This is a genomic window from Streptacidiphilus sp. MAP12-33, assembly GCF_041261265.1.
Taxonomy (GTDB): Bacteria; Actinomycetota; Actinomycetes; order Streptomycetales; family Streptomycetaceae; genus Streptacidiphilus.
The window spans coordinates 49,698-74,407 of record NZ_JBGCCA010000043.1; the positions used below are offsets into that span (position 1 = coordinate 49,698).

The 24,710-nt window shown below is 73.5% G+C and carries 28 protein-coding genes; 11 read left to right on the top strand and 17 right to left on the bottom strand.

The features are described 5' to 3' along the window. The first annotated feature begins 13 nt into the window (after positions 1-13). Positions 14-958 carry a DUF2797 domain-containing protein gene (locus ABH931_RS33700; RefSeq protein ID WP_370122049.1) on the top strand — a complete coding sequence of 315 codons (945 nt, stop codon included), beginning with the start codon at positions 14-16 and terminating at the stop codon, positions 956-958. A gap of 17 nt (positions 959-975) precedes the next feature. Here the strand turns inward: ABH931_RS33700 and ABH931_RS33705 are convergent, their stop codons facing one another. The 6 genes from ABH931_RS33705 to ABH931_RS33730 form a co-directional block, all read right to left on the bottom strand. Then, complete coding sequence (locus tag ABH931_RS33705) at positions 976-2,067, bottom strand: MalY/PatB family protein (RefSeq protein WP_370122159.1); 1,092 nt, start codon at positions 2,065-2,067, stop codon at positions 976-978. Positions 2,068-2,147: 80 nt separating this feature from the next. After that, positions 2,148-2,600, bottom strand: coding sequence for a pyridoxamine 5'-phosphate oxidase family protein (locus ABH931_RS33710; protein ID WP_370122052.1), 453 nt, complete (start codon positions 2,598-2,600; stop codon positions 2,148-2,150). Between the two features lie 73 nt (positions 2,601-2,673). Beyond that, entirely contained in the window at positions 2,674-3,762 is a 1,089-nt protein-coding gene (locus ABH931_RS33715; protein ID WP_370122055.1) for a C45 family autoproteolytic acyltransferase/hydolase, read from the bottom strand. A 43-nt stretch (positions 3,763-3,805) separates the two neighbouring features. After that, on the bottom strand, positions 3,806-5,221 hold the full coding sequence (locus ABH931_RS33720; RefSeq protein ID WP_370122057.1) for a cytosine permease: 1,416 nt from the start codon (positions 5,219-5,221) through the stop codon (positions 3,806-3,808). Positions 5,222-5,341: 120 nt separating this feature from the next. Continuing rightward, positions 5,342-6,502: a hypothetical protein gene (locus tag ABH931_RS33725; protein WP_370122060.1), complete on the bottom strand. Its 1,161-nt coding sequence runs from the start codon at positions 6,500-6,502 to the stop codon at positions 5,342-5,344. Between the two features lie 159 nt (positions 6,503-6,661). Continuing rightward, entirely contained in the window at positions 6,662-7,270 is a 609-nt protein-coding gene (locus ABH931_RS33730) for a DUF1707 domain-containing protein (RefSeq protein ID WP_370122062.1), read from the bottom strand. Between the two features lie 113 nt (positions 7,271-7,383). Here ABH931_RS33730 and ABH931_RS33735 point away from each other — a divergent pair, with 113 nt between their 5' ends. Further along, positions 7,384-7,812, top strand: a complete 429-nt coding sequence (locus ABH931_RS33735; RefSeq protein WP_370122065.1) for an MscL family protein — start codon at positions 7,384-7,386, stop codon at positions 7,810-7,812. On the opposite strand, the gene ABH931_RS33740 is transcribed toward ABH931_RS33735, so the two are convergent. Further along, entirely contained in the window at positions 7,779-8,981 is a 1,203-nt protein-coding gene (locus ABH931_RS33740; RefSeq protein WP_370122068.1) for an MFS transporter, read from the bottom strand. The two genes, ABH931_RS33735 and ABH931_RS33740, sit on opposite strands and share 34 nt — an antisense overlap. A gap of 55 nt (positions 8,982-9,036) precedes the next feature. Between ABH931_RS33740 and ABH931_RS33745 the strand changes: the two genes are divergently transcribed. The 4 genes from ABH931_RS33745 to ABH931_RS33760 all read left to right on the top strand — a co-directional run bounded on the left by ABH931_RS33745 (position 9,037) and on the right by ABH931_RS33760 (position 12,776). Then, positions 9,037-9,879, top strand: a complete 843-nt coding sequence (locus tag ABH931_RS33745) for a helix-turn-helix transcriptional regulator (RefSeq protein WP_370122071.1) — start codon at positions 9,037-9,039, stop codon at positions 9,877-9,879. Positions 9,880-9,953: 74 nt separating this feature from the next. Further along, positions 9,954-10,583, top strand: a complete 630-nt coding sequence (locus ABH931_RS33750) for a hypothetical protein (RefSeq protein WP_370122074.1) — start codon at positions 9,954-9,956, stop codon at positions 10,581-10,583. A gap of 132 nt (positions 10,584-10,715) precedes the next feature. Continuing rightward, complete coding sequence (locus ABH931_RS33755) at positions 10,716-11,183, top strand: hypothetical protein (RefSeq protein ID WP_370122076.1); 468 nt, start codon at positions 10,716-10,718, stop codon at positions 11,181-11,183. Between the two features lie 96 nt (positions 11,184-11,279). Next, the gene (locus ABH931_RS33760; protein WP_370122079.1) at positions 11,280-12,776 is read left to right on the top strand and encodes a UbiD family decarboxylase; all 1,497 of its coding nucleotides are present in this window, start codon (positions 11,280-11,282) and stop codon (positions 12,774-12,776) included. A gap of 50 nt (positions 12,777-12,826) precedes the next feature. On the opposite strand, the gene ABH931_RS33765 is transcribed toward ABH931_RS33760, so the two are convergent. Next, positions 12,827-13,492 carry a DUF4097 family beta strand repeat-containing protein gene (locus ABH931_RS33765; protein WP_370122081.1) on the bottom strand — a complete coding sequence of 222 codons (666 nt, stop codon included), beginning with the start codon at positions 13,490-13,492 and terminating at the stop codon, positions 12,827-12,829. Between the two features lie 242 nt (positions 13,493-13,734). On the opposite strand from ABH931_RS33765, the gene ABH931_RS33770 reads away from it, so the two are divergent. The 4 genes from ABH931_RS33770 to ABH931_RS33785 all read left to right on the top strand — a co-directional run bounded on the left by ABH931_RS33770 (position 13,735) and on the right by ABH931_RS33785 (position 17,163). Next, complete coding sequence (locus ABH931_RS33770) at positions 13,735-14,457, top strand: helix-turn-helix domain-containing protein (RefSeq protein ID WP_370122084.1); 723 nt, start codon at positions 13,735-13,737, stop codon at positions 14,455-14,457. 236 nt (positions 14,458-14,693) lie between these two features. Continuing rightward, positions 14,694-15,602: a hypothetical protein gene (locus ABH931_RS33775; RefSeq protein WP_370122087.1), complete on the top strand. Its 909-nt coding sequence runs from the start codon at positions 14,694-14,696 to the stop codon at positions 15,600-15,602. Next, on the top strand, positions 15,602-16,411 hold the full coding sequence (locus ABH931_RS33780) for a hypothetical protein (RefSeq protein WP_370122090.1): 810 nt from the start codon (positions 15,602-15,604) through the stop codon (positions 16,409-16,411). The genes ABH931_RS33775 and ABH931_RS33780 overlap by 1 nt, the downstream gene beginning before the upstream one ends. A 92-nt stretch (positions 16,412-16,503) precedes the next feature. Continuing rightward, positions 16,504-17,163, top strand: a complete 660-nt coding sequence (locus ABH931_RS33785) for a carbonic anhydrase (RefSeq protein WP_370122093.1) — start codon at positions 16,504-16,506, stop codon at positions 17,161-17,163. An 89-nt stretch (positions 17,164-17,252) separates the two neighbouring features. On the opposite strand, the gene ABH931_RS33790 is transcribed toward ABH931_RS33785, so the two are convergent. From ABH931_RS33790 to ABH931_RS33810, 5 genes are all read right to left on the bottom strand, one after another. After that, positions 17,253-17,600: a DUF6204 family protein gene (locus ABH931_RS33790; protein WP_370122096.1), complete on the bottom strand. Its 348-nt coding sequence runs from the start codon at positions 17,598-17,600 to the stop codon at positions 17,253-17,255. A gap of 48 nt (positions 17,601-17,648) precedes the next feature. Then, complete coding sequence (locus ABH931_RS33795) at positions 17,649-17,903, bottom strand: hypothetical protein (RefSeq protein ID WP_370122099.1); 255 nt, start codon at positions 17,901-17,903, stop codon at positions 17,649-17,651. 75 nt (positions 17,904-17,978) lie between these two features. Continuing rightward, positions 17,979-18,356, bottom strand: a complete 378-nt coding sequence (locus tag ABH931_RS33800) for a hypothetical protein (RefSeq protein WP_370122103.1) — start codon at positions 18,354-18,356, stop codon at positions 17,979-17,981. A gap of 115 nt (positions 18,357-18,471) precedes the next feature. Further along, positions 18,472-19,575, bottom strand: a complete 1,104-nt coding sequence (locus ABH931_RS33805; protein WP_370122106.1) for a helix-turn-helix domain-containing protein — start codon at positions 19,573-19,575, stop codon at positions 18,472-18,474. A gap of 124 nt (positions 19,576-19,699) precedes the next feature. Next, positions 19,700-19,963 carry a hypothetical protein gene (locus ABH931_RS33810; RefSeq protein WP_370122109.1) on the bottom strand — a complete coding sequence of 88 codons (264 nt, stop codon included), beginning with the start codon at positions 19,961-19,963 and terminating at the stop codon, positions 19,700-19,702. A 166-nt stretch (positions 19,964-20,129) separates the two neighbouring features. Here ABH931_RS33810 and ABH931_RS33815 point away from each other — a divergent pair, with 166 nt between their 5' ends. After that, complete coding sequence (locus ABH931_RS33815) at positions 20,130-20,666, top strand: NUDIX hydrolase family protein (RefSeq protein WP_370122112.1); 537 nt, start codon at positions 20,130-20,132, stop codon at positions 20,664-20,666. An 11-nt stretch (positions 20,667-20,677) separates the two neighbouring features. Here ABH931_RS33815 and ABH931_RS33820 read toward each other — a convergent pair whose 3' ends face one another. From ABH931_RS33820 to ABH931_RS33835, 4 genes are all read right to left on the bottom strand, one after another. After that, positions 20,678-21,673 carry an MASE1 domain-containing protein gene (locus ABH931_RS33820; protein WP_370122115.1) on the bottom strand — a complete coding sequence of 332 codons (996 nt, stop codon included), beginning with the start codon at positions 21,671-21,673 and terminating at the stop codon, positions 20,678-20,680. Positions 21,674-21,782: 109 nt separating this feature from the next. Next, a complete protein-coding gene (locus ABH931_RS33825; RefSeq protein ID WP_370122118.1) occupies positions 21,783-22,385 on the bottom strand; it encodes a cation transporter in 603 nt (200 codons plus the stop codon). A gap of 30 nt (positions 22,386-22,415) precedes the next feature. After that, the gene (locus ABH931_RS33830) at positions 22,416-23,231 is read right to left on the bottom strand and encodes a PP2C family protein-serine/threonine phosphatase (RefSeq protein ID WP_370122121.1); all 816 of its coding nucleotides are present in this window, start codon (positions 23,229-23,231) and stop codon (positions 22,416-22,418) included. Between the two features lie 173 nt (positions 23,232-23,404). After that, a complete protein-coding gene (locus ABH931_RS33835; RefSeq protein WP_370122123.1) occupies positions 23,405-24,601 on the bottom strand; it encodes a hypothetical protein in 1,197 nt (398 codons plus the stop codon). Between the last annotated feature and the right edge of the window lie 109 nt (positions 24,602-24,710).

Genomic DNA, 24,710 nt, shown 5'->3' on the forward strand with positions numbered 1-24,710 from the left:
GGTGCGCACACGGATGGACGGGAGCGGGAAGGCGGCCGACTCGGCGGGCTCGGCGGGCTCGGTGTGGCGGGCGGCCGGGCTGAAGTGGCGGGGCGGCGAGGCGGAGCTGGAGTGGTGGGCGCCCGGGAGCGCGGCGGAGCGCGGCGGGGCGCTGCCGCTCGGCGCCGAACCCGCGTTCGCCGTGGGCGCGGAGCGGCGGTGCGTCGGGCTGTGGCGGGCAGGGCGGCGGATTCCCTGCGGGACGGACGAGCCGCTGGACCCCGCCTCGCGCAGCGCGCGGTGCGGTCCGTGCGCGCGGCTGGACCGGCAGTACTCCGTGGCCGCGGACACGCTGCTCGACGACCCGCGCCCCTACGCGGTCTACCTCGCCCACCACGGCACGGCGGGCGTCAAGGTCGGCATCACCGCAGCGCAGCGCGGCATCGCCCGCCTTCTCGAACAGGGCGCGCTGGCCTCGGTGTTCCTCTCGGAGGGCACGCTGCCGTCCGCGCGCCGCGTCGAGCACCTGCTCGGCCTCGCGCTCGGGCTGCCGGACCGGGTCTCCACCGTCCGCAAGCGCGTCGCCCGTACCTCGCCCGGAACCGAGGAGGAGCGGGCGGCCACGCTGCGGGAGGACCTGACGCGCACCCAGTCCCTGGCCTGGCCCGAGGGCCAGGCGCGCCTCCTCACCACCGAGGTCGTGGACCACTGCGCCGTCTACGGCCTCCCGGCGGCGGGCCTGCGCCCGGACACGGCGGTGGCGCCGCTGCGTCCGGGCGACGTGGTGAGCGGCCGCGTCGTCTGCCGGATCGCGGGCGACCTGTATCTCGCGGTGCCGTCGCGCGGCCTGGTGCTGCTGGACACACGGCTGCTGACCGGCTGGGCGGTCGCACGGGCGGAGCCCGGCGCGGAGTTCTCGGCGCTCACCGTGGCCGTGCCTCGCGTGGCGGGACCCGGAGAGCAGCCAGGCCTGTTCTGAGGCCCGGCGAGGCGCCGTCAGAGCGCGGCGGCCATCCGGTGGACCGCCTCCTCGATGAGCTCGGGGCCGGTCGCCAGGTTGAAGCGGGCGTGGCCCGCGCCGCCGGTGCCGAAGGGGAGCCCACCGCTGAGGGCGACCCGGCCTCGCTCCAGGAAGACCGCCGCCGGGTCCTCGCCCAGGCCGAGCTCTCGGCAGTCGAGCCAGGCGAGGTAGGTGCCCGGGCCCGGGCGGTAGCGCACCTGCGGCAGGCGCTCCGCGAGCAGCCGCACCAGCAGCGCGCGGTTCGCCGCCAGCTCGGGCAGCAACGCGTCCAGCCATGCGGCGCCCTCGCGCAGCGCGGCGCTGTGGGCGATGACCCCGAAGTGGCTCACCCCGTCGCGGACCTGAGGAGGAATCCGGGCCAGATCCGCCGCCGCGCCCTCGCCCGCGACGGCGAGCGCGGCCTTCAGGCCGGCCAGGTTCCACGCCTTGGACGCGGACATCAGGCTCAGCCCGCTCTCCGCGCCGCGCACACTCAGGTAGGGCACGAACGCGTCCGGTCCGGTGACCAGCGGCGCGTGGATCTCGTCGACGACGACCCGGACCCCGAACGCCTCCGCGAGGGCCGCGACCGTCTCCAGCTCCTCGCGGGTGTGGACGGTCCCGGTCGGGTTGTGCGGGCTGCACAGCAGGTACGCGGCGCGCGCGCCACCCGCCGTCGCCCGCCGGAAGGCGTCCTTGAGAACGCCGAAGTCGATCCGCAGGTCCTCGCCGAGCGGCGCCTCCAGGACGCTGCGGCCGCTGTTCCTGACGAAGTCGTAGAACGGCGGGTAGACCGGGCAGTTCACGACCACGGTGTCACCGGGCGCGGTCACCGGGCCGAGCATCTCCACGATCCCGCGCATCACGTCCGGCACGGGCGCGGTCCGCTCGACGGCGACGCCGTCCCAGCCCCACCGCGCGCGGGCGAAGCCCGCGAGGGCCTCGGCGTAGCCGGCCCCGGAGGGGTAGCCGGTGTCCCCGCGCGCGACGGCCTCGCCCAGCGCCCGCGCGACGGGCGGCGCGAGCGCGCAGTCCATCTCGGCGACCCAGACCGGCAGCACGTCCGACGGGTGGGCCCGCCACTTCATGCTGGTTCTGGCGCGGAGCGCGTCCAGCCGCTCCCAACGGAAACTCTCGTCGTCGCTCACGATCACCACGGTAGGGCTTGTCAGCCCAGCCAGGCGCCCCGCTTCATCAGATCGCGGCCGCGCAGCTCGTCGGCCTCCCGCCAGGCCTGGATCCGCACCGGGGTGACGCGGAACCAGGCGTACTCCTCCTTCTGCTCACGCGGGTCCCAGTCGGTGTGGGCGGCGTAGGCGTCGGCGACCCCGCCCTCGATCTCCGCCACGGGGATCAGCCGCGCCGTGCCCTCGACCATGACCACGTCCCGGGTGCGTCCGAAGGCCAGCCGGACCTGCCCGTTCTCGGCGATGTTCCGCGCGGTGACGGACCCCGGCAGAGTACTGAGCACGAAGCTCACGCCGTCCCAGTCGTAGGACAGCGGAACCAGATACGGTCCGGCCGCACCACTGGTGGACACCCACGCGTCGATGTCGGCGTCGAACCGGGCCCGCGCGTCGGCGATCCGCCGCTCCAACGGGCGGGGCGAGGCGTCTGTCATGACAGAACTCCCAACTGCTCGGCGCGCTCGCCGTTCAATCCAGTCGCCGCAGCCCGCCCGGAGGCCGAATCGGTCAGACCACCGTCCACTGTGTGGCGTGGGCGGTACACGGGCCGCCCGCGTGGACCAAGAGGCGGGAGGAGACGACGTCGATGGAGACCGTGGCCAGGGTCTCCCAGCGCCTGCCGAGCTCCGCGGCGGGGTCCGCGTGGCAGCACAGGGCGGCGCCGTCGGCGAGGTGGTGGGTGAGGGTGTCCAGCAGGGCCGGGGCGTCCGGGGTCGGCCGGGCGGCGGTGCGGGTGTGGAGGGCGGCGAGGCGGTGGCAGGTGTCCGGGTCCTCCGTCGCCAGGGCCTCGCCGGTGGCGAGGGTGGGGTCGACGAAGTGGTTGGTGCGCAGCAGGTAGCCGTCCGCGCCGGGCTCCAGCAGGGCAGGGGCGGACGGGCTCAGCTCGACCGTCCCGGCCCGGGCGCGGCCGTCCTCGAAGGCGGCGAGCGTCAGCGAGCTGGAGGCGGCCACGGGCGTCGCCATCGCGAGGCGTACTGCCTCGTCGAGGCTCTCGCAGGTGTCGAGCACGTGCCGGGCCAGGACGTGGACGGGCAGCCAGCCCTCCGGTGACGCGGCGCCGTCGGAGGCGTGGGCGAGGATATTGAAGTGCAGGCCCAGTCCGGCCGCGTTCACGCCGATCTTGCCGACGATGCCGTACTCGGTGACGGTCCGGACGCTGCGGCCGTCAGGGTGCTCGATGTGCCAGACGAACCAGCCGTCGCCCATGTCGTCGTGCCAGTCCCAGGTCTGGGTGGTGACCGGGGGCCGGCCGTCGGCGGGAGCGTGGACGACGGTGGAGCACTCCGGGTGCTGGCGGCCGAAGCGGCCGAGGATCTCGGTGCGGGCGTTCAGCGCGGCGATCCGCTCGACGGGCAGCCGCGCGCCGCGGGCGATGCCGTCGATCTCCTCCGCGACCGCGGGCGCGGCAGCGCCGATGTGGGCGAGGGCGGTCAGCGCGAGCTCGCGCACCTCGCCGGGTGCGGCGCCGGTGGCGGCGAAGAGCGTGTCGTAGAAGTCGCAGGTGGCACGGATGCGGTCCGGGAAGGTCCGGCCGAGGAGCAGTCCGCGCTCACCTGGCTCGGCAGCGGGGGAACGGAAGACCGTGGGCGTGGGCATGGCGGTGCTGCTCCTCGGTGGGAGGGAGGACGGCAGGGGAAGATCAGGCGCGACGGCCGCGCATCATCAGCAGGTAGATGGCCGCGCCGAGGCCCATGCCGACCGGCAGGGACAGGTCGGTGCCGTTCAGCGCCTTCGCGATCGGCCCGGTGAAGGACTCGGTGTCGACGCAGAGAGCGGCCGCGACGGCGCTGACGACGAGGGCGACCGCGCCCGCCCAGTTGACGCCGCCCCGGTACCAGAACGGCCCGCCGCGCGTCTCGTCGCTGAGCTCGTGGCCGTCGTAGCGGTTGCGTCGCCACAGCACGTCCACGGCGTAGATCGCCATGGTCGGGCCCATCAGCGCCACCATCAGCTGGAGCATGCTGTTGACGGTGGTGAGGAAGTTCGAGACCAGCAGCGCGTAGAGCGTGAGCGCGACGCCGAGGGTGCCGTCGAGCGCGACGCTGCGGGAGCGGCGGATCCTCAGGCCGACGGCCTGGAGGGCGAGGCCCGAGCTGTAGGCCGTCATCGCGTTGTTGGCGATCGCGGAGAGCACGATGGCCAGCAGGAAGGCGGGCTTGAACCAGCCGGGGATGATCGACTCCAGCGCGCTCTGCGGGTCGGTCATGTCGAGCGCGGTCCCGGCCAGCACGCCGAGCCCGGTGAACAGCACGCTCGGGACGTAGGCGCCGAGGAAGGTCCAGCCGGCGATGGCGCCGGGCTTGGTGTCGCGCGGCAGGTAGCGGGCGAAGTCGGCGCTGTTGTTGTAGGACAGCGGCGCGGAGGCGACGAGCGCGAGCCCGCCCGCGACGGCGGCGAGCAGGGCGCTGCCGTGCAGGGGCTGCTCGGGGTGGTAGTGCCAGTCGGCACGGTGCAGCACGTAGCCGGCCAGGACGACGAAGACCGCGGTCAGCGCGATGGTGAAGGGCAGGTACAGCTTCACGATCATGGCGTGGCCGTAGACGCTGATCGCGAGGGTCGCGGCGGCGACCGCGATGATGATCACGACCTTGAGCAGGGTGTCCGGGTGCACGCCCGCCTCGTCGGCGAGGGCGAAGGCGGCGAGGCAGCCTGCGGCCCAGTTCAGCGCGAGATAGCAGACGGAGGCGAACCAGCCGGTGATCAGGATGTTGGCGCGGTTGCCGCGGACGCCGAACATCGACCGCATGATCACCTCGCTGGGCGTCCCCGAGGCGGACCCGCTGACGGCTATGAGACCGACCAGCACCCAGAAGAGGTTCCCGACGACCACGACGGCCATCGCCTGCCAGAGGCCGAGGCCCATCAGGTTCAGCGCCCCGCCGACGACCAGGCTCAGATAGCTGACGTTGGGCGCGGCCCAGACACCGAAGAGTTCCCGAGGGCGACCATGGCGTTCGCCGTCGGGAATGACGTCGATGCCGTGCGCCTCCACTCCACCAGTGTGCAGGGTCGCGCCGGGTGGCTCGTTCGTGCGAGCGGACGTGGTAGGAGCCATGGGGAGTTCTCCGAACCGTCAAGCCCCCGGGGGGCGACCTGGCTATTGGTCGCACATCCAATAGCTCGGAGACGTCTCCCGTCAAGAGGGGTGCCGTGGGAACGCGCCCAGCGATCCGGGTCAGTCGCCCTCGGCGCGACGGGCTGCGCTACGGCGTCGCGACACGACCACCAGGGCACCACCGGCCGCGAGCAGGCCTGCCGCGCCGAGGGCGACGGGGAGCAGCGTGTGCTCGTCCGCCCCGGTCGGGGCCAGGGTCGGCGGTTCGCAGGCCCGGTAGGAGATCCGGACACGGCGCGTGGCCGTCTGCCCCTTACGGTTGTGGGCCCGGTAGGTGAGGTGGTCCGTGCCGCCGCGCGGGCAGCCGGGCTCGGGGTGGTAGACCAGCTTGGTCCCGTGGAGGTCGACCGTGCCGTGGACCGGCTGCTTCTCCACGACAACGTGGGTCGCGGGCAGGCCGTCGACCACCGGGATCGGGATGATCGCGGAGTGGGCGCCGGCCGGCAGCTCGACCCGCTCGCTGACCGGGATCGGCCGCGGCACCGGCGTCGGCACGGTGGGCGAGGGCGTCGGCTCCGGACCGGGCAGCGCCGCCATCCACAGCTGGCCGACGGGAATGCCGGACTGCACCGAGAACTCGAAGGTGATCGAGTGGATCGGCACCCTGGGCCGGAACCAGCCGGCCGCACCGTCGGTGTCGGCGACGTGGCCGGTCAGTGTGCTCGATCCGGAGTGCCACACCGGCGTGTCGGTGAACGGCGGCCGGGTGCAGCTGCCGGGACGCGGGGTGTGCTCGCAGTAGTTGAAGGCGCCCTCCCAGCCGAGCTCGGCGTCCGGCACGGGCGCGCCGTGCTCGTCCACGGCGGTGATGTGCACCCGGTCCGCGTCGATGTCGCCGAGCGCGAAGCCCCAACGTCCGGCCGGGGCCGGGGAGTCGAAGGTCACGGTGGTGAGGGAGGGCGCGCCGCCACGAGCGGTGCGGAACAGCAGGTAGTCGTGGGCCTTGGAGCTGCCGAACTCCGCACCGAACGGCGTCGAGGCGTTCAGGTACGTGCTGTTCCCGCTGGGCGTCGAGGGGCCGGTGCTCGTCGTGGCGAAGGTCGCCTGCGGAAAGCCCTGCACGGGGAAGGTGAGCGTCCCCGCGCCGAGCTCGAAGTGCCCGTAGTCCCCTCCGGACGCCGCTGCGGGAGCCGCGACCCCGATCCCCGTCGCAAGGGCTGTCAGCGCCAGCGCACCGACCACCCTGACCGTCGAACGCCGCAGCAGGCCGCTCCTCGACACAACACTCCCCTTCGCTCCGTCCAATGACCCGACCGACCCTGCTGTGCCGGGCGAAGGAGCGACTGGACGACGCGCCGCCAAGATCGACGACAGGGCGTGGATTCACCCCATCGGTCGAGTTGACGGTGGACCAGGAACGCGGAGAGTGACTGCCCCGCCCTACCTGCGCCCCAGGCGGCGGGCCGGGCGGGCGACGACCTTGCCGAAGTGCAGCGCGCCCGTGAGCCGGATCCGCAGCAGCGGCTCGGACGGCCCCTCGGCTGATGGCAGCGCCTCCGGGCGCAGCCGCGCCTTGGCGAACTGGAGCGTGAGCGCGCTCGCGTCGACCACGATGCCCGGCCGGGTGAGCAGGCGCAGCGCGCCGCCCTTCATGTCGAGGGCGAGGTGGAGCGTCGGGTGGACGATCCGCGCCTGGGTGAAGTCGAGCGTGACGTCGCACCAGGCCGGGCGGACCTCCAGCAGGGCCGGCACCTCCCAGGCACCCTCGCGGCGCACCTTGCCGGTGACCTGGTGGATCACCGCCGTGGCATCCTCGGCCTCGGGAAGGTCGGCCGTGAGCACGGCCAGATCGCCGAAGGTGCGCGCGCCGAGGGCCGCCTCGACGCGCTCCTCCAGCTCCGCGCCGGTCAGCCGCCCCTCGGCGGCGGCGACGCGCAGCCGCTCGATCGCGGCCTCCCGGTCGGCGTGCGCGGCCTTGAGGGCCGCCCCGCCCACGGTGACGATCTCGCCCGGCATCCGCTCGCCCCCTCGCTCCTGCGACACACTCACGCGCTCACGATATATCGCGACAGTCCGCCTTGCCAAGCACGCACGGAAATCCCACTACGCCGTTCGAGCTAACCGGAGTGAGATAGTCCGCTCATCTGGGAAGGACCCCCAGCATGTTGCGAGGATTCAAGAACTTCCTGATGCGGGGCGACGTGGTCGTGGTCGCCATCGGCCTGATCGTGGCCCTGGCGTTCAGCACGCTCATCAAGGCGTTCACCGACTTCGTGATCAACCCGATCATCGCCAGACTCCAGGGCAAGGGGTCAATGGGGCTGGGCTGGCAGCTCGGACGCCCGGGCAACGCCGCGACCTACCTGAACCTCGGCGAGTTCATCTCGGCGATCATCTACTTCGTGGTCTTCATGGCGATCGTCTACTTCATGATCATCATCCCCTACAAGCACGTGCAGGCCCGTCGCGGGGTCACCGTCTTCGGTGACCCGACGCCCGCGAAGACCTGCCCGGCGTGCCTGTCCGAGGACATCCCGGCGGCGGCGAGCAAGTGCCGCTACTGCGGCTCCGAGCAGCCGCCCCGGGCCTGACGGCCGGGCTCGGGCAGCAGCAGTCCGAGCAGCAGCGCGGCCGGCGGCACCACGCAGAGCGCGAGCAGCGCGCCACCGGGCCCGTGGGCCTCGGCGATCAGCCCGAGCACGGGAGCGATCAGCCCGCCGACGCTGACGGCGAGCCCCAGGGTGACCCCGGCGGCGGTGCCGGGGCGCGTCGGCAGGTAGTCCTGGCCGAGTTTGACCAGCACCGCGAACGGCACGTTCAGCGCGGCCCCCGTCAGCAGCGCGAACAGCAGCGGCGCCCACGCGCCCGGTGCCAGCAGCAGCGCGGTGAGGAAGGGCAGCACCAGGGCGGTGCCGCACTGGATCGTGCGGACCATGCCCCAGCGGTCGGCCAGCCGGCCGCCCGTCAGCGTGCCCGCCACACCGCCCGCGAGGAAGCAGGTGAGCGCCGCTCCGGCCAGGGCCCGTGAGGCGTGCAGATCGCGCAGCCAGTAGAGCTCGACGAAGGTGCTCAGCCCGAAGAAGGTCACCGAACGCAGCACCTCCACACCGGTCAGCACCGCGAACGGCCCCCATCGGTCCGTGCCGACCGCCACCCCGGTCCGCCCCGGCACCGCCCGGGCGCGACGGGCCCGGGCCAGCAGCACGAAGGCCATCAGCACGGCGGGCGGCAGGAAGAGCACGGTCGCGCCGACACCCCACGCCGCCAGCGCGGGCGTGGCCAGCACCGGCGCGAGGAAGAAGCCGACGCTGCCGCCGGCCGCGAACACGCTCATCGCCGCCGCACTGTCCCCCGCGTCCGCACGGGCCGCCTTGCCCGCGGCCGGGTGGAACATCGCGACCCCGAGGCCGGAGAGCAGGACCAGGAACCACACGGCCGGGTACGGCCCGGCCAGCCCGGCCAGTCCCAGCCCGATCCCCGCGAGACCGACCCCCACGCCCGCGAGCCACGGCAGCCGGAACCGGTCCACGGCGACACCGAGGAACGGCTGCGGGACGGCGCTGCCCAGGGTGGCGGCGAGGGTGAGCCCGGTGGCGGCGAGGTAGCCGTAGTGGCGGTCCAGCACGAAGTAGGGGACGGCGGCGGGAACCAGGCCCTGGTAGAGGTCGTCGACGGCGTGGGCCGCGCCCCACACGCGCATCCGCCGCCAGGGCGAGGCCACGGGCACGGCCGGGAGGGTCGACTCGAGGGTGGAGGTCATGGCCACCAGCCTGGCCGCGGGCCTGCCCTGCGGGCTTTCGATATCCTGCCGCCATATGTCGTCGAACCGCCAATCCCCGAGCACGCCGCGCGTGCCGCCCGCCGAGGGGCCCACGCCGCAGCTGGAGCTGCCCGGGCCGACGTTGCAGTGGCTGGCGAGCCACGAGCGCATCGAGTGGCACCACCACGACCGGCACCAGCTGATCCATCCCGGCAGCGGGCTGCTCCAGGTGGAGACCAGGGCGGGCAGCTGGGTGGTTCCGCCGCAGCGCGCGGTGTGGATCCCCGCCCTCACCGACCACGCGCACCTGGCCCGCACGCCCACCCGGATGCGCTCGATCTCCTTCCCCGCGTCGGTCGACCCTGTCGGCGGCGCCCAGCCCGCCGTGCTGGTGGTGACCCCCCTGCTGCACGAGCTGGTCGCCGCCCTGGCCGAGCCGGGACCCGGCTACACCGACGCCCAGCGCGCCACGCTGCAACAGGCCGCCGCCGACCAACTGGCCCGAGCGGAGCGACTCTCGCTGCACCTGCCCGCGCCCGTCGACGACCGCCTGCGGGCCGTCGCCGCGCTGCTGCACCGCGATCCCGCCGACCCACGGTCGCTGGGCGAGCTCGGCGCGGCCGTCGGCGCGAGCGAACGCACCCTCAGCCGCCTCTTCCGCGCCGAGACCGGCCTCACCTTCCCGCAGTGGCGCACCCGCCTGCGGCTGCACCACGCGCTGGACCGGCTGGCCGCCGGCCGCAGCGTCACCGCCACGGCGGCGGCGTGCGGCTACGCGACGCCGAGCGCGTTCATCGAGGCCTTCCGCGCGACGTTCGGCACCACGCCGTCCCGCCACCGCGCCACGACAGGCGGGTCTGACCTGCACCACTTCTCCCCAGAAGCCTCACATGGGTGAACTGTCACCACCTGTCGTCGTGCTCCTAGGCTCGCCAGGTACCGATCAATGGGCTCATCTGCACGGAAGACGGCATGAAGTTCTGCCCCACCTGTCGCCGGCACCTCAACGGCGCTTTCTCCTGCCCGGGCTGCGGCGCCGCGGCGGCGGGCCTGCCCACGGTCCCGCTCGACGAGGCTGCGGCCATGGAGACCGTGCGCACGGTGACCTACGAGCACCCCGGTGAACAGCCGCGCGGCGGCCGCGCCGCGCAGCGCGAACGTCAGCGCCGACGCACGGCCTCACGGCGTCGCACCGTCCTGCTGAGCGGCGTCGGTGCGCTGGTGCTCGCGGCGGGGGGCATCGCGGTGGCGAACGGCGGCTCCGGTTCCCCCGGCCCGGCCCCGCTGGACGCGGGCGCGGCCGGCGGCCCGGCCGCGACGGCCACGGACGGCGCGTACGCCACCGGCCTGCCCAGCGCGTCGGCCTCCGGCGGCCACCACCACACGACCCACCGCCCCCGGACGCCGTCCGCCTCGGCCTCCAGCACGGCGTCCTCGACGGCGACCGTCTCCCACTCCCCGAGCCCCTCCGCCTCCTCCGGCGGCGCCACCTCCGCCGGCACCGGCCAGGACGCCGGCACCACCGGCGGCCCGGGGCCCTCCCCCTCGCCCACCCCGTCCCCGCACAGCACCTGCCACCCGTTCCTGTTCTGGTGCGGCTGAGCCGCACCGCCACCCGAGGAGGTCGGTGAACCGACCCGGGGCCGGGCGCGTAGCAACGGGGGAAGCACTCGCCCGGCCTTCCACGACTCCCGAACGACTCGGCGCCGGAGCGGGGCGTGGAGGTGGTTTCCCATGTCGGTCACGGACAACACGCAGACGGCCCCCGCCAGGCCGCGGGAACGGCGGCACCGGGCGGAGCGCGGCGCGCTGTGGGCGGCGGCCGTGCTGACCGCCGCGGCGCTGGCCGTCGACGCCTACGTGCACGCGGACCTCGCGCCCGGCTACGACGCGATCCGGGCGAGCGTGAGCCAGGGCGCGCTGTTCCGTGTCGAGGCGGGAGCCGCCGCGCTCGCCGCGCTGCTGGTGCTGGTCGCCCGGCGCAGCAGGATGGTGTGGCTGTTCGCGTTCCTGGTCGCGGCGGGCGGGGTGGGCGCGGTGCTGCTCTACCGCTATGTCGACGTCGGCGGGCTGGGACCGTTCCCCGACATGTACGAGCCCGTCTGGTATCCGGAGAAGAGCCTCTCCGCCGTCGCCGAGGCGGTGGGCGCCGCGACCGCCCTCCTCGGCCTCTCGCTCGCCTGGCGCCGCCGACGTCAGTGAGTTCGCCCCCCAACGACCTTGACTCGTCCTCAGATGATCACATCTACTGCTGCGACCGGGAGATCGACAAGCAGAGCACGGGGATGAGGATTTCGAGTGACGCACATCAGGAGCCTGCGCGAGTTCATCGACGCACTCGACGCGATCGGTGACGTCCAGCGCATCGACAAGGAGGTGGACTGGAGTCTGGAGGTCGGCGCGGTGATCCGCCGCTGCTACGACCTCGTCGCTCCCGCTCCGCTGTTCACCAACCTCGCCGGCTACGCCGGCACCGGCTTCCGCCTGCTGGGCGCGCCGGGCGCGCTGAGCAGCTCGGCGAACCCGCTGGCGAGGATCGCGCTGGCGGTCGGGCTGGACGCGGACGCGTCGGGCCAGGAGATCGTCGAGTCCCTCGCGGCGGCGCGCTCCAAGCCGGGCATCCCGCCGGTGGAGGTGGCCCGCGAGGACGCGCCCTGCAAGCAGAACGTGATGCTGGGCGAGGACATCGACCTGTTCGCGTTCCCGACGCCGCTGATCCACGCGGGCGACGGCGGCCGCTACATCCAGACCTACGGCATGAACATCGCCCGGACCCCGGACGGCTCGTGGACCAACTGGTCGATCAACCGCATGATGATCCACGACCGCTCCACCCTCGCCTGCCTGATCCCGCCGGTGCAGCATCTGGGGATCATCCGCTCCAGGTGGGCCGAGCTCGGCGAGCCGATGCCGATCGCGCTCGCCATCGGCGTGGAGCCCGGCCTGCCGTTCGTCGGCGGGATGCCGATCCCGGAGGGCGCGGACGAGTCGCACTACCTCGGGGCGCTGTTCGGCGAGGGCATCGAGGTGGTGCGGGCCGAGACGGTGGACCTGATGGTCCCGGCGAGCGCCGAGATGGTGATCGAGGGTCACATCGCGCTCGCCGAGACGGTGATGGAGGGGCCGTTCAACGAGTTCCCCGGCTACAACGCCACCGAGGCCTCGCCCAAGGCCGTGTTCCACGTCTCGGCGATCACCTACCGCGACGCGGCGATCCAGGCGGTCTGCGCGGCGGGCCCGCCGGTCGAGGAGGACCACACCATCATCGGCACCACCTCGGCCGCCGAGATCCTCCACCTGCTGCGCGAGGCCGGGCTGCCGATCTCCTCGTGCTGGTACAACTTCGAGGCCGCGGTCCACTGGCTGACGATCGCCGTCCGCCAGGACTGGCACGAGACCACCGGCCTGGGCTCGCACGAGCTCGCGGAGCGCATCGCGGCGGTCATCTTCGCGGGCAAGCCCTCGGTCAACGCCCCGAAGATCCTGCTGCTGGAGGACGACGTCGACATCACCGACCTGAAGCAGGTGGTCTGGGCCTTCGCCACCCGCTCCCACCCGGACGTCGAGCGCGGCGAGATCCACTTCCCGCCGGCGCTCAGCATGCAGCTCGCGGTGTACCTGTCGGAGGAGGAATCCCACACGTTCCGGGCCGGCAAGGTGATCTACAACTGCCTGCTGGCCGACCTGTATCCGGCCGGGCGGCAGCCGGTGAAGGGCAGCTTCGAGAACGGCTGGCCGAAGGAGGTCCAGGAGCGGGTCCTGGCGAACTGGAGCGCCTACGGCTTCGAGGACTGAGGCCGGTGACGCGGTGACGTCCGCTCCGGGCGTCACCGCGTCCGCACGGTTCAGAGGCTGCGGGCGGTGATGTCGCCCATGGTGGTGGTGGCGCGGATGGCGAGGGTGGGGGTGCCGTCGTTCTTGAGGGAGTTGGCGACGCGGCCGTGGCCGGTGCCGGCGTCGAGGGTGGCGGGGATGCCGGGGGCGGTGGTGACGGTGATGTCGCCCTGGTGGGTGTGCAGGACGACGTTGCCGGTGGTGGCTTCGGTGACGGTGATGGCGCCGCGGTTGGTGGTGATCTGGGCGGGGCCGTTGAGGCGGCCGATGTGGACGTCGCCGTCGACGGCGGCGAGGCGGACGGCGGCGGCTTCGTCGATCTTGATGTGGCGGTAGGCGCCCTCGACGTCGACGTCGCCGAGGCGGCCGACGCCGCGGACCTCGCTGCTGGCGGTGCGGGTCTTCAGGGCGGAGCCGGCGGGCAGTTGGACGGTGACCTCGAGGGCGCCGGAGGGGCCGAAGTACTGGTTCCCGGGCTGGCCGCCGTCGACGCGGAGGATGCCGTCCTGGTAGGTGACGGTGGCCTTGGCGGCGGCCTTGACGTCGCGGTTCTTGCCGGGGTCGGCGGGGCGGACCTCGACGAGGGTGTCGGTGCGGTCGGCGGCGATGACCTGGATGCGTCCGGCGGCGATCTCGACGACGGCGGTGATCGCGGCGGGGGTGTCGAACTTCTGCATGGTGGGCTCCGGTGAGTGCGCTGGCCGGTGTTTCCGACATGAGAAACGCTACGTTGCGTTCGGAGATCCGGCAATAGCCTTGTTGCACAACATCCACGTATTCACAGCTCACGGCTGGTTTTTCGTTGCAACTGGCTGCAATCTAACGCAATGGCCGAGAGCACTCCTGTTGCATTGGATTGATCCTGAACGCTACGCTGGCGGCGACACGAGTGGACGTTCGGCCGGAGAGGAACAGCGCGGTGCCAGGAGGACGACTCACCCAGCAGGAGCGCCAGCAGATCGCGTCGGGGCTGGCCGACGACCTCCCCTACGCCGAGATCGCCCGGCGCCTGGACCGACCCACCTCCACCATCACCCGCGAGGTGGACCGCAACGGCGGCCCCAACGCCTACCGCGCCGACCTCGCCCACCGCGCCACCGAGCAGCGCGCCCGCCGCCGCAAGCCCGCCACCGCCCGCGCCGGGCACGGCACGCAGGCCGAGGCGCGCGACGAGGCGGTGCGCGAGTACGAGGAGACGTTCACCACCCTGCTCATGAACCAGGGTCTGCCCAAGATGACCGCCCGCGTCATGACCAGCCTGATGACCGCGGACGCGGGCGTCACCGCCGCCGACCTCGTCCAGCGACTCGACGTCAGCCCGGCCTCGGTCTCCAAGGCGATCTCGTTCCTGGAGGAACAGGGCCTGGTCCGCCGCGAACGCGACGAGCGCCGCCGCGAGCGCTACCACGTCGACGAGGACGTCTGGTACCAGTCCACGATCGCAAGCGCCCGGGGCATCGCCCAACTCGCCCAGACCGCCCGCCAGGGCGTCACGGTCCTCGGCCGCGACACACCCGCGGCCCACCGCCTGGAGAACATCGCCCGCTTCAGCGACTTCGTCAGCGAGACCATCCTCCGCGCGGCGGAACAGGTCCGCGACATCCTCCACACCAAGCCCGCCCCACCGGAGCCGGAAGAGTGACGACGGACGCCGCCTTGTCGAGGGCCATCAACGGCCAGGTCGACCCACCCCTGCGCCCCCTGCCCGCTCGCGTCGCGGAACTCCTGGTCGAGTTGGGGAGTCCGCCACGGCTGGCAGCACACCTGCGTCTGGCGTTCCAGGCCTCGTTTCCCCTCCACCACTGAAAGGGGGGACGACGCGCCGAGGGGGATCGGGTGGCCGGGCGTGGCGGGCGGAGCGGTGTTGTACTGGGGCATATGGCAGGTGGACAGGCACGTCGTCGCAAACGCCGGGCCCTGCGCGCGGAGCAGGAGCAGCAGGCCGAGCGGGTGCGCACGCGGATGCGGCTGCTGATCGAGCTGACCGCGCGGAACGAGTCCTACCGCAAGGGCCTGGTCACCGCCGCCACCGGGCTCAGTCCGCAGGAGGCCACGATCATGGCCGACCTGGAGCAGCACGGGCTCCAGGTGCAGCAGCTGCACGACGTGCTGTGCGGTGGGCACGTGCTGGTGGACGACCCGGAGCTGTACCAGCAGTGGAGCTTCCCCGAGGTCAGCCACCACCGGCTCTCCTCCCACCACCGCGACATCGACAAGTCGCTCTACCCCGACATCGGCATGCGCGGCCCGGTGGTGCGCGAGAAGCTCCACGGCCGCACTGCCTCCGGCACCTGGCTCCAGTTGGAGAAGACCCCGGCGGCCTTCGGCAAGAACAAGCTGCCGAGCCTGAACGACCTGCGGCACCTGTGGGACTACGTCGTCTACCGGATCACCCGCAGCAACGTGGGCCCCTGGGGGCTCTCCCGGGTGACGGAACGTCGGCCGATGTACCTCTCGCCCGCGTTGTCCGTGCCCATGGCGGTCGGTCCGGAGGTCTCCCGGACACTCGCCCACGCGCTGCGCGGCATCGAGGCCGCGGACGACCTCAGCTCCGCATCCGCCGACCTGGCCGCGCGCTTTCCGCCGCCCGAGCCGCGTGATCCCACCGACGAGCTCGGCCGGGCGCTCGACGGACGGGCGGGCCGGGGGCTGTTCGGCAGTTCGGAGGTGTGGGTCAGCGAGGCGCCGCTGCCGCCCGCCGCGGAGGTGCTCTTCCACCCGGGCGAGCGCCCGCGGCCAGGCACACGCTGGATCCACCCGGGGACCACGACAGAACAGGAGACGTGATGAGCGACGCCGACGCGACAGGGGCCGCGCCGGAACCTGCCCCGGAGCCGACACCGGGGGCGGTGCCCTCGCCGGCGGACCTGCCGGGTGACGTCGCGGTGCCGGACGGCATGGTGGAGGCCGTGGTCGGCCTGGTCGCGACCGGGGCCGTGCCGCTCGGCGCCTACACCATCGCCGAACTGACGGTGGTCGACGCCGTCGTGGACTTCCTGGAGGCCAGGCCCCCGGACGAGGTCCTCGCCGAGGCGGTCCGCTCCCTGGCCGCCCGTCAGCTGCTGGTCGCGGGCAAGGGCGAGGACCAGATCCAGGTGCGCGGCGACCTCGGGATCACCGTCGCGTTCCAGCGCCGCGCCCGGACCGTCCTCGACGCCCGGGTCGCCGGAACCGGAACGGGAGAGCCCTGGCGCATCCTGGTGCTGCCGCAGCCCGAACGCGTCTGCCTGCTCGTACGGATCGACACCCTCGGGGTGCACGAGGTGTCGCTGCACTCGCTGGAGGAGACCCTCCAGATGCTGGCCGACTGGCTGCCGCGCGGCCCCTGGGGCGAGTCCGGGCAGGGCTCGGACGCGGACCGGGTCCTCGGTGCGGCGGAGCGGTCCGCGCTGCTGACCGCGATCCGCTACCGCACGGTCGGGTCCGCGGAGACGGCGGAGTCCACCACGGATCTGGTGCTGGCCCAGCACGAGGGCCGGCTGCACGCCTACATCCGCGACCCGGGCGACGGCGCACGGCTGGCCTGGAAGGACCCGCGTGGCCGCGGTATCCGCGAGACCGTCGCCGACCTGCTCGGTCTCCCCCGCCGCCCCTAGAGCCGACCGCAGCAGCAAGTGAGACCGGGACCACAGGCCAAGCGGGTGGATCCGGCGAGCAGGGTTCGACCGCGAGGTCGTAGGCTGCCGCCATGACGGATTCGATCACGAACGCGCAGCCCGCCGACGACTCCCTGGAGACCCTGCTCGCCGGGAACCGGCGCTTCGTCGACGGATCACCCGAGCATCCCAACCAGGACGCCGCCCGCCGCGCCGCGACGGTACCGACGCAGCGGCCGTTCGCGGTGCTCTTCGGCTGCTCCGACTCCCGCCTCGCCGCCGAGATCATCTTCGACCGCGGCATCGGCGACCTGTTCGTCGTCCGTACCGCCGGGCACGTCATGGGCCCGGAGGTGCTGGGCAGCATCGAGTACGGCGTCAGCGTGCTGAACGCGCCGCTCGTCGTCGTCCTCGGCCACGACCAGTGCGGCGCGGTCGCCGCGACCTGCGAGGCGCTGGACGGCGCCGCGACCGCGCCCGGCTACGTCCGCGACGTGATCGAGCGGGTCACCCCGAGCGTGCTGGCCGCCCGTGCGGCCGGGATCGAGTCGCGCGACGACATCGTCGAGGAGCACATAAGGCAGACGGTCGACCTGCTGATGGACCGCTCGCGGGTCCTGGCCGACGCAGTGGCGGCGGGCACGACGGCCATTGTCGGCCTGTCCTACCGCCTCGCGGACGGCACCGCCCGCCCGGTTTCCGCCCGCGGCCTCGCCCAGCCGTTCGGCGCGGCCGAGGCGACCCAGGCCTGAGCGACGCGGGGCCTGAGCAACGCGGGGCCTGAGAGACCCAGGCCTGAGCGACGCGGGCGCGTAAGAAGCGGGCCGCGCCGGCCGCGCGGCTACCCCGCAGCGCGGCGCTGGCGCTTGGCGAGCGGGGCCTGCGAGAGGTCCTGCGCCTGGGTGCGCAGGTTGCGGTAGCCGTAGCCGCGGGTGTCGAGCCATGCCTTGGCGGCGTCCTCGGCGCGCATCTCCGCGAGCAGGATGTCCTCCTCCGCCTCCCCGCTGTCCTGGAGGCGGAAGGTGAAGGCCGTCCGGGCGGCGATGTCGTAGGTCATCTGGCCCTCCGCGGTGAACGCCGCGTGCAGGACGTCGTGCTCGCCGGCCCGCGCCAGCAGGTCGGCGCGCTGCGCCTCGGTCAGATCGTCGAAGACGCCGCGGACGGTGACGCGGAAGGTACGTGTGCTCACCTGCCGACCCTAACCACCCGGGCCCGTCGTGCTCCACCGGGTTTGTGCTCACGCCGGCCACTGACCGGGGTGGTCGTCCCAGTGGAGCTGGGAGGGATCGGCGAGGTCGGTGCCCGGCCGGGCGTGGTGGACGAGGCGCTTGAGGGCGTAGGCGTCGCGGCACGCGCTCGGCGGGGTGACGGTACCGTCCTCGCCCAGGACCTCGACGAGGCGGTGCGGTGCGCCGGGGAGCAGCGCGCCGACGTGGACCGGGCAGTCCTCGTCCGGCGGGCCGAAAGGCGCGGGACGCGGGGACGTCTCCATGCTCCGAGGATCGCGCCGCCCGCCGCGTCCGGCCACCGGGGAGTGAGGGCCGGACGCGGGCGGGCCGAGCAGGGGTCAGATCTCGCGCAGCAGCTTCTCCGCCTGTTCGAGCTGGCGGCGCGCCATCGCGAGGTTGGCCCGCTGGCGGTCCAGCGCGAGGTAGAAGAACAGGCCTTCCGTGCCGGGCGCGGTCATCGGCCTGATCACGTGGTACTGGCCGGTGAGGGTGATCAGGATGTCGTCGATCTCCTGCTTGAGGCCCAGCATCTCCATGGTCCGCAACTTCGCGCGGACCACGTCGGTGTTGCCGGCCGCCGCGGCGGTCAGGTCGAGTTCCGCCCCGCCGCCGATGGTGCCGAGCGCCAGCCCGCTGTTGCAGTCCACGAGGGCGGCGCCGATCGCTCCCTCGATCCGCATGGCACGGGAGAGGGCTTGGTCAGTGGTGGTGGTCATGGGGGGTGACTCTAAGCAGCCACTCGGTCACGGGACCGAATATCCGCGTAAACGGCCGTACGGCGCACGACCGCCTGTAGGGTGCCCCGACGCCCATCACCCGACCGGCCGCCCGTCAGCCAAGCCAGTCGAGCCGCACGTCCCGGATCAGCACCGCGAGGTCCAGCCCGCGCCCGGAGCAGAATCCGCGCAGTCCGTCGACCGCGTAGGCGTCCCGCTTGCTCGTCCACACCCACTCCTGCGCGGGCTGTGGGTGCCGTTGCCACGCGACCAGCCCCTGGCTCTCCAGCACGGCCAGCCGCTGCGCCAGTTCGGCCGACGGGAGCTCGGCCACCCGGCGCAGGTCCGTACCGGACAGGCCGTAGGTCGGCGAACCGAGCCCCAGGCGCAACGTTTTTCCGTGCTGGACGAGCCGGGTGAGCAGCACCCGGTCGGCCGCGGTGACCTCCTGGAGCGCCGTCACCAGCGTGGCCAGGAACTCGCGGTAGTCGGCCAGGTGTTCGTCGCCCGCCTGCCAGCCGAAGTCCTCCGCGAGGACCGCGAGGGTGACGATGTCGGCGGGCTGCTCGCGGTCGGCCCGGGTGTCGGGGCGGCCGCCACCGCCGACCAGACCGGCCAGGCGGTAGGCGAAGACGACGAACTGCAGTGCGGCTTCGACGGTCGCGCCCGCCTCCCGATGCCGCCCGGCCTCCCGGTACTGCTCGCGGACGCGGGCCAGGTGCTGGGCCGTCACCCCCGCGCCGGGCGGCAGGCGACGCTCGGCCTCGGCGCGGCGGAAGGCGTCGACCACGGAGGCCACCCCGGACGGCGGCAACGCGCCGACCGCGCGCGAGAGCTGGGCCGCGCTCAAGCGCAGCACCTCCCAGCCCTCGCCCAGCGCCGCGCCCGGGTCCGCCGCCGCGAGCGCGGCCGCGCGGGCCAGTCCGACGCCGGGGACGAGCGCGGGCACCGGCAGCACCGGGTCGGTCAGCCACTCCGGCGGCGGGGTGATCCCGCCTCCCCCGGCCTCGGTCCACAGCCGCCTGGCCTCCGCGACGTCCCCGCCGAGCGCGCGCACCAGCGGCTCGGTGACGTCCCAGGACGGCAGCCGCCGACCCTGGAAGGCGTCCGAGACCGTCGTTCGGCCGTAGCCGATCTGGTGGCCGAGCCTTCGGTAGGCCGGCTTGCCCGCCTTCTGCAGCAGGCGCTTCAGGTACTCGGCGAAGGGCGCGGGCTCCAACGGCTCCTCCAGGTGCGCGGGCTGGCGCAGAGAAGTCTAGGTAGCCGGTGTCCGGGCCGTCCGGACAAGTGACGGATCCGTCCGCAATTCGTGCGGGCGTCGTGTCGCCGTGCTCGCCCCGTGCTCACGGCGTGCCGGTGGGTGCCTGCGGGGCGGGACAGGGCACGTCGCCCGGCCGCACCGAGATGCCGATCTCCGGGGTTTGCCGCAGCCCGGGGATCCGGTTGTTCTGGACCGTGCCGCTGACCTGGTCGAACTTGGCGTAGATCGTCTGTGCCCGGCTCAGGCACAGGCCGTCGAGCAGGCCGTTGGCAAAGCCGAGGCGCAGCACGTGCACGGAGCCTGGCGTACCGCCCGTCGTGGTCGACGAGGTCGCCTGCTCGACCACGGCGGCGCCGAACCGGGTGCCCTACAGGCTGACCATCTGCCTGAGCCCTGCCATCGTGCGGACAGTGTACTGATCACAGCCCGGTCGGCCAGGCCCGGTCCGTCTCCGCGCGCGCCGGACCCCTCGCGTCCCGCGGAGCACCCGCCGGGGCCAGTACGATCACGGGATGGCCGACTTCACCCAGACCACGCCCGGTTGGCTCGGCGCCGACGAACTGTCGGCGGCCCGTGCCCAGTTGCCCGTCCTCTATGTCAACGCCGTACCGGTGCGCGTGGACGAGGGCGGTGAAGTGACCCACGTCGGGCTGCTCCTGGGCATCAGCCCGGAGGGGTCGGTCAGCCGCACCCTGGTGTCCGGCCGGGTCCAGTACCACGAGCGGGTCCGCGACGCGCTGCTGCGCCACCTGGAGAAGGACCTCGGCCCGGTCGCCCTGCCCAGGGTCCCCGCCTCACTGCAACCGTTCACCGTCGCCGAGTACTTCCCCACGCCGGGCATCACCCCGTACCACGACCCGCGCCAGCACGCGGTGGCGCTCGCCTACATCGTCCCGGTCGCGGGCGACTGCCGGCCCCGCCAGGACGCCTTGGACCTGGTCTGGTTCAGCCCCGCGGAGGCCGTCTCCGAGCTCGTCCAGCAGGACATGCCGGGCGGTCAGGGCGTCCTGCTCAAGCAGGCCCTCGCGCACGCGGGCTGCATGATCTGACGCCGGTCCGCTCACTCGTCCTTCGCCCCCGGCCAGCGGTCCGCGACCTCGTCGGGGGCGAGGCGCGCGACGACCTCGGCAAGGCCCGCGCAAGCCTCCTCGATCATCCGGTGGGTGTTGTCGCGTTCGGTGATCACCGCGGCGAGCAGCAGCGCGGTCAGGGCGGCGGAGCCGTCGAGCGCCTGGAGCACGAACATCGTCGCGGCCACGCCGTGCCCCGCGAACGGGCCCGAGTGCTCGACCGCGGCGACGATCGCCAGCACGGAGATCATCAGCACCACGGGCGCCGCCCCCGGCACCTGAAAGCGGATCGCCGCCCAGATGACCAGCGGGAAGACCAGGAAGAGCACGGAAATGCTGCTGTGCGTCGCGACCAGCATCACCGCGAGGGTGGCGCCGAGCAGCGCCATCAGTTCGGCGTAGCGCAGCACCGGCGCGTCCTCGGGCATGCGCACGTAGCGGCCGGCCAGCACCAGAGGGGTGACCACCAGGACGCCCATGGCGTCCCCCGTCCACCACGCCGCCCAGGCCTCCCCGTAGCTGTGGCCCGGCAGGACGCCCTCGCCGTACAGGATCAGGGTGGAGGCGGTGGCGCTGACGAGCATGGCCGCGAGCGCGGCGAAGACCAGCGCGACGCCGTCGCGCAGCCGGTCCAGCTGGGGCCGGAACCTGAGCGCGCGCAGCAACTGCCGGGCCAGCACCGGGGCGAGGGTCGCCCCCACGACGATGCCGAACCCGGCCCAGCTGGGATTCCAGTGCGAGATCGACAGCACCACCAGGGCCTGCCCGAGGGCGATGCCCGGCCACACCCGCAGCCCGAGCAGCAGCAGGGCCGCCACCGCGACCCCCGTGGGCGGCCAGAGCGGGGTGACCCGCACGCCGCCGACGACGATCTGGGCCAGCAGGCCGAGCCGTCCGCTGCCGTAGTAGACCCCGGCGACGGCCAGGATCCACAGCACCGTCACCACCCACGACCGCGGCGCCCCCGCACGCACCTCTCCTGACATGCCCCTACTCTCCCGGCGCAGCGCCCACACGCGGGAGCGTGACACGCCCGCAGTCGCGATGATCACATGCCCGGGGCGCACACAGCCAGGGGCGCGCACCATCGAGTGGTCAGTGGCCGCCGAAGAAGATCTCGCGCGCCTCGCGCACCGCGTAGTACACCAGCACGTACCCGGCCACCGGGTCGGCCCACCACCAGCCGAGGGCCAGGTTCAGGACGAGTCCGGCGAGGACGGCGACGGCGAGCAGACCGTCGATCAGGGTGACCCGGCCCTCGGTGCGCAGCACCGGGTTCGCCAGCGCCGCGCCGGTCCGGGCCTTGCCGGCGGCCAGGGCGAACATCACGGCCGCGGTGAGGGCCGTCCAGGCGATGCCCAGCGGCGAGTGGTGCGGGCGGAAGCCGCCGGCCAGCACGAGGGTGGACTGCACCAGCAGATACAGCGCCAACGCGGCGAACGCCCCGCCGATCAGCCGCAGCGCCCTGCGCTGCCGCTCCTCTCCGGTGCCGGAGAGCTCCCAGATCACCACGGTCGAGGCGCCGATCTCGATGAGCGAGTCCAGCCCGAAGCCCGCGAGCGCCACCGACCGCGCCGACCAGGCGGCGATCGCCAGCACGACGATCCCGACGACGTTCCAGGCGAGCGTGGCGTACTCCAGCACGAAGCCCCGGCGGAGCAGCTTCGTGCGGTCGGCGGCGTTCACGGTGGTCCCCATGGCGCCGCACGATACCCGCCCCGACCCGCGCTAGCGGTCGTGGCGCAGGACCAGGACGGCCGCGTCGTCGCGGTGGCCGGTCAGTTCCGCGACGTGGATGAGGTCGGAGGCGAGCTCGGCGGGCTCGCCGTCCGCGCCTGCGCGGATGAGCGCGGCAATGTGGTCGAGGCCCTCGTCGATGGAGAAGGACGGGCCCTCGACCACGCCGTCCGTCACCAGGACGAACGCGCCGGAGCCGGTGAGGCGGCGGTGCGAGACGGGGTAGGGCTCGCCTGCCTGGATGCCCAGGGGGAGGCCTCCGGGTTCCGCGTCGATGCCGTGGGTGCCGTCGGAGGCCGCCCAGACGGCCGGGACGTGGCCGGCGCGGGCCATGGCGAGCTCGCCGCTCGCCGGGTCGTAGCGCAGGAAGCTGCAGGTGGCGAAGAGGTCGGGGTCCATCGCGACCAGCAGGTCGTTCGCCCGGCCGAGGACCTCCCCGGGGTCCGGGGTGACGGTCGCCAGCGCGCGCAGCGCGATGCGGACCTGGCCCATGAACGCCGCCGCCTCCACGTCGTGGCCCTGGACGTCGCCGACGGAGAAGCCCAGGACGCCACCGGGCAGCAGGAAGCCGTCGTACCAGTCGCCGCCGATGTCCAGGCCGTGGCGCGCGGGCGCGTACCGCGCGGCCGTGCGCAATCCCTCGGCCTGCGGGAGCGCGGAGGGCAGCAGGTCGCGCTGGAGCGCCGCGGCGAGCTCGACGCGGGCCTTCTGCGACTCCACGCGTTCCAGGGCCTGCGCGGTCAGCCGACCGAGCGTGCTGAGCAGCTCGTCGGAGCTCGCGGACGCCGGTGGGCGGCGTCGGACCATGGACCGCTCCGTTCGACGTCGGGCCGGGAACCATCTCGGCATGCCCCAGTGGACGTCCGGGTGGACGTGCCCGTCGCTGTCCCTGTGGCGCGCTGCATCCTATTGTCCTCTGATCGCCGTTATCCAGGACGAATCGACGGTTCGTCCCGGCAAACATGCGATTGTGAAGATCATCACCACCTCCCGTCCAGCGGCGAGGGCGGCATCTCGGGGGCCGGCACCAAGCTGGCGAGCTGCCCACGTGCCAGGTCGGTCCAGTCGACCAGGGCCGGCCTCGCCGCCGACCCGGCCCGCAACGAGGCGCGCAGCGCCCTGACGAGAGCGACCTCTCCTCCCGCGTTCCCCGTCCGGTGGGCCGCGCGCTTGAACAGCCTCCGCGCGTCCTGCCGCTCACCGTGGTCGTGGCGGGCCAGGCCGAGCCAGAAGGCACCGGCGGCCCTCTCCCCGACCGGAGCCCTCCGGAGCTCGCGCAGGTCCAGGCCGAGCTGCCGGTGGAGCCCCGCCGCCCTGGCGTAGACGAGCAGGCAGAAGCGGTTCTGCGGGGTCGGCTCGGGGTCCAGCTCCTGCGCCGTGCGCAGCAGGGCACGGATCTCGTCGGGATCCAGCTCGTCCGCACCGGTCAGAACGTCCCGGATCAGCACGTCGGCCTGCCGCAGGGCCAGGAACGCCCTGCGCCGCGCGATTCCCGGATGGCCCAGCTCGTTGGCGCGGGCCCAGTAGCGCTGCGCCCGCTCCGGAGCCTGGCCGTAGTGGGCGAGGTCGCCGAAGTGGCACCACCAGGCCGCCCGGTCGAGCGGGCCGGCCGCCGCCAGCAGGTCGATCGGCGGATCACCGTGCTCCGGGAGCCGCCTCAGCGGCAGGCTCCGCCGCAGCGCGAGGCGGAAGTCGGCGTACTCCGCCCGGTCCGCCTCCCCCAGGATCCGGGTCAGCAGTTCCCACAGCGAGGGCACCTGGCCCGCCGCCGCGACGGCCTCCGCCAGGCGCGCCAGCTCCTGCTCCGGCGGCGGACAGTGGTTCCACGAGGCGGGCTCCTCGCCCGGCCGGGGCTGGTTCCAGCGCCGGACGACGGTGCGCAGCACCCGTTCGACGCAGCCGGCCGTGACGACGTCGGCGGCGGCCGGCAGGTGGCTGCCGAGCAGCCGCAGGGCGCCCGGCGGGTAGCAGAAGGCCACCCGGTCCAGGAGCTCCTCCAGTGCGGCCGCGCACGCACGTCGCCGCGCCGGGTCGCGCAACCGCAGCAGTCCCTCCGCGGCCGCGGTGTGCGTCCGGCCCCACTGGTCCCAGGGGCCCGTCTCCGGCCAGCCCTCGCCGTCCGCGCGCAGCACGCGCCGCGCCGACCGCACCAGCGACGGCGCGCTCCACTGGACCATGCGACTCCCCTCCCGGCGTGGTGCGTCCCCTCGCACGTGACGGTCGCCGGGACCGGGCCGGTTCCCTCCGGCGGGTGACGCCGCCTTGTCATGGCTGCACCAGCCGTGT